The 4,534-nt window shown below is 53.8% G+C and carries 1 tRNA gene and 3 rRNA genes; all 4 read left to right on the forward strand.

Annotated elements, in window-relative coordinates:
* Positions 1–664, forward strand: a 16S ribosomal RNA gene (locus BG74_RS06105); the annotation flags it as partial.
* A 224-nt stretch (positions 665–888) separates the two neighbouring features.
* Positions 889–964: transfer RNA gene (locus tag BG74_RS06110), tRNA-Glu, on the forward strand.
* Between the two features lie 400 nt (positions 965–1,364).
* A 23S ribosomal RNA gene (locus BG74_RS06120) occupies positions 1,365–4,272 on the forward strand.
* A gap of 150 nt (positions 4,273–4,422) precedes the next feature.
* Positions 4,423–4,534 (forward strand): 5S ribosomal RNA (gene rrf, locus BG74_RS06125); the annotation flags it as partial.

Here is a 4,534-nt window from a genome sequence, read left to right on the forward strand (position 1 = left end):
CCGCCTGGGGAGTACGGCCGCAAGGTTAAAACTCAAATGAATTGACGGGGGCCCGCACAAGCGGTGGAGCATGTGGTTTAATTCGATGCAACGCGAAGAACCTTACCTACTCTTGACATCCAGAGAACGAGGCAGAGATGCCTTGGTGCCTTCAGGAACTCTGAGACAGGTGCTGCATGGCTGTCGTCAGCTCGTGTTGTGAAATGTTGGGTTAAGTCCCGCAACGAGCGCAACCCTTATCCTTTGTTGCCAGCGATTCGGTCGGGAACTCAAAGGAGACTGCCGGTGATAAACCGGAGGAAGGTGGGGATGACGTCAAGTCATCATGGCCCTTACGAGTAGGGCTACACACGTGCTACAATGGTGCATACAAAGAGAAGCGATCTCGCGAGAGTCAGCGGACCTCATAAAGTGCGTCGTAGTCCGGATTGGAGTCTGCAACTCGACTCCATGAAGTCGGAATCGCTAGTAATCGTGGATCAGAATGCCACGGTGAATACGTTCCCGGGCCTTGTACACACCGCCCGTCACACCATGGGAGTGGGTTGCAAAAGAAGTAGGTAGCTTAACCTACGGGAGGGCGCTTACCACTTTGTGATTCATGACTGGGGTGAAGTCGTAACAAGGTAACCGTAGGGGAACCTGCGGTTGGATCACCTCCTTACCTAGATGATACGTTGAGTGACGTGTCCACACAGATTGTCTGATAGCTATCACGAGCTCTAAACAGCCCGTCAACGCCTTTTTCTTGCTTGCCTGGCGAGCAAGCTAAACATAGCTAGCGGCTGAGAGAAGTTACCACTGCTCTTGCGGTTGGGGGGCTACCTTCTTACGAAGCGTGCTGCCTTCCACGCAAAAATAACGTGGTGCGTTTCCGGCGTTTTTCGAGTCCCCTTCGTCTAGTGGCCTAGGACACCGCCCTTTCACGGCGGTAACAGGGGTTCGAACCCCCTAGGGGACACCACTTTGTTGGTTTATTTCAGAGCGTGTTTGTATTTTCAAGTGCGCTGCGAAATACTGCTCTTTAACAATCCGGAACAAGCTGAAAATTTGAAACACATGCTGAAGTGCAAACTCAGTATGCGAGTCTCTCAAACGAAGTAGGCAAACCTGATATAACGCGCAAGCGTTATCCGTTATCTCTGTACCAGCGACAGGCACTGTCGTTTCAGTGGGGTCCATAAACCATTTTGGGTCTCGCCTGATAGCGAAACTCGAGTGAGACGGAGCGAACGGCTGAAAGCAAAGGCAGGCGGCACGTAGGCACCGCAGCGGACTCCACTGTCCATAGGGATGCCGAGTACCGCGCGACACCGGAATTTAGGGTGTGCAGCCCGAAAGGCGCAGACAGCTCAGGGTTGTGAGGTTAAGTGACTAAGCGTACACGGTGGATGCCTAGGCAGTCAGAGGCGATGAAGGACGTGCTAATCTGCGAAAAGCGCCGGTGAGCTAATATGAAGCATTATCAGCCGACGATGTCCGAATGGGGAAACCCGGTGCAACATGTTGCATCATCGTTAAGTGAATCCATAGCTTAACGAAGCGAACCAGGGGAACTGAAACATCTCAGTACCCTGAGGAAAAGAAATCAACCGAGATTCCCCCAGTAGCGGCGAGCGAACGGGGAACAGCCCAGAGCCATCATCAGCTTGCGCATCAGGAGAACGGTCTGGAAAGTCCGGCGACAGGGGGTGATAGCCCCGTATCCGAAGGTGCGCTTGTTGTGAGCTCGATGAGTAGGGCGGGACACGTGATATCCTGTCTGAAGATGGGGGGACCATCCTCCAAGGCTAAATACTCCTGACTGACCGATAGTGAACCAGTACCGTGAGGGAAAGGCGAAAAGAACCCCGGCGAGGGGAGTGAAATAGAACCTGAAACCGTGTACGTACAAGCAGTGGGAGCATCCCTTTGGGGTGTGACTGCGTACCTTTTGTATAATGGGTCAGCGACTTATATTCTGTAGCAAGGTTAACCATATAGGGGAGCCGTAGGGAAACCGAGTCTTAACTGGGCGTCTAGTTGCAGGGTATAGACCCGAAACCCGGTGATCTAGCCATGGGCAGGTTGAAGGTTAGGTAACACTAACTGGAGGACCGAACCGACTAATGTTGAAAAATTAGCGGATGACTTGTGGCTAGGGGTGAAAGGCCAATCAAACCGGGAGATAGCTGGTTCTCCCCGAAAGCTATTTAGGTAGCGCCTCGTGAAGTCATCTACGGGGGTAGAGCACTGTTTCGGCTAGGGGTCCATCCCGGATTACCAACCCGATGCAAACTGCGAATACCGTAGAATGTTATCACGGGAGACACACGGCGGGTGCTAACGTCCGTCGTGAAGAGGGAAACAACCCAGACCGCCAGCTAAGGTCCCAAAGTCATGGTTAAGTGGGAAACGATGTAGGAAGGCCCAGACAGCCAGGATGTTGGCTTAGAAGCAGCCATCATTTAAAGAAAGCGTAATAGCTCACTGGTCGAGTCGGCCTGCGCGGAAGATGTAACGGGGCTAAACCATGCACCGAAGCTGCGGCAGCGACACGTAAGTGCGTTGGGTAGGGGAGCGTTCTGTAAGCCTGAGAAGGTGGCCTGTGAGGGCTGCTGGAGGTATCAGAAGCGCGAATGCTGACATAAGTAACGATAAAGCGGGTGAAAAGCCCGCTCGCCGGAAGACCAAGGGTTCCTGTTCAACGTTAATCGGAGCAGGGTGAGTCGACCCCTAAGGCGAGGCCGAAAGGCGTAGTCGATGGGAAGCAGGTTAATATTCCTGTACTGGGTGTGACTGCGAAGGGGGGACGGAGAAAGCTAGGTTCGCCGGGCGACGGTTGTCCCGGTTCAAGCGTGAAGGTGGAACGAGCAGGCAAATCCGCTCATTCTTAACACTGAGGCGTGATGACGAGCTACTACGGTGGCGAAGGAATTGATGCTACGCTTCCAGGAAAAGCCTCTAAGCTCCAGGTCACATCGAATCGTACCCCAAACCGACACAGGTGGTCAGGTAGAGAATACCAAGGCGCTTGAGAGAACTCGGGTGAAGGAACTAGGCAAAATGGTGCCGTAACTTCGGGAGAAGGCACGCTGGCATGTAGGTGAAGGGCCTGCGCCCCGAGCTGAGGCCAGTCGCAGATACCAGCTGGCTGCAACTGTTTATTAAAAACACAGCACTGTGCAAACACGAAAGTGGACGTATACGGTGTGACGCCTGCCCGGTGCCGGAAGGTTAATTGATGGGGTTAACGCTTGCGAGAAGCTCTTGATCGAAGCCCCGGTAAACGGCGGCCGTAACTATAACGGTCCTAAGGTAGCGAAATTCCTTGTCGGGTAAGTTCCGACCTGCACGAATGGCGTAATGATGGCCAGGCTGTCTCCACCCGAGACTCAGTGAAATTGAACTCGCCGTGAAGATGCGGTGTACCCGCGGCAAGACGGAAAGACCCCGTGAACCTTTACTATAGCTTGACACTGAACATTGAACCTTAATGTATAGGATAGGCGGGAGGCTTTGAAGTGTAGACGCCAGTCTGCATGGAGCCAACCTTGAAATACCACCCTTTAATGTTTGATGTTCTCACTCAGGCCCGTTACCCGGACCGAGGACAGTGTCTGGTGGGTAGTTTGACTGGGGCGGTCTCCTCCCAAAGCGTAACGGAGGAGCACAAAGGTTAGCTAATCACGGTCGGAAATCGTGAGGTTAGTGTAAAGGCATAAGCTAGCTTGACTGCGAGAGTGACGGCTCGAGCAGGTGCGAAAGCAGGTCTTAGTGATCCGGTGGTTCTGCATGGAAGGGCCATCGCTCAACGGATAAAAGGTACTCCGGGGATAACAGGCTTATACCGCCCAAGAGTTCATATCGACGGCGGTGTTTGGCACCTCGATGTCGGCTCATCACATCCTGGGGCTGAAGTAGGTCCCAAGGGTATGGCTGTTCGCCATTTAAAGTGGTACGCGAGCTGGGTTTAGAACGTCGTGAGACAGTTCGGTCCCTATCTGCCGTGGGCGCTGGAAGATTGAGAGGGGCTGCTCCTAGTACGAGAGGACCGGAGTGGACGCACCGCTGGTGTTCGGGTTGTCATGCCAATGGCATTGCCCGGTAGCTACGTGCGGAAGAGATAACCGCTGAAAGCATCTAAGCGGGAAACTTGCCTCGAGATGAGTCTTCCCTGAGGCCTTGAGCCTCCTGAAGGGACGTTAAAGACGATGACGTTGATAGGTCGGGTGTGTAAGCGCTGTGAGGCGTTGAGCTAACCGATACTAATGACCCGTGAGACTTAACCTTACAACACCTGAGCTGTTTGAGCGCGCGGCATCCACAGCGAAAGTTAACGCCAAGCGCAAGGGGCAAGACGATATTAGCGATGTTCCGGATAATGCCCGACAGTCATGCAAGTGAGGGTTGGGAAAGCGGTGCGGAGCGGAAACGAATTTGCCTGGCGGCACTAGCGCGGTGGTCCCACCTGACCCCATGCCGAACTCAGAAGTGAAACGCCGTAGCGCCGATGGTAGTGTGGGGTCTCCCCATGCGAGAGTAGGGAACTGCC

Origin of the sequence: Sodalis-like endosymbiont of Proechinophthirus fluctus (assembly GCF_001602625.1) — a bacterium.
GTDB lineage: Bacteria > Pseudomonadota > Gammaproteobacteria > Enterobacterales > Enterobacteriaceae.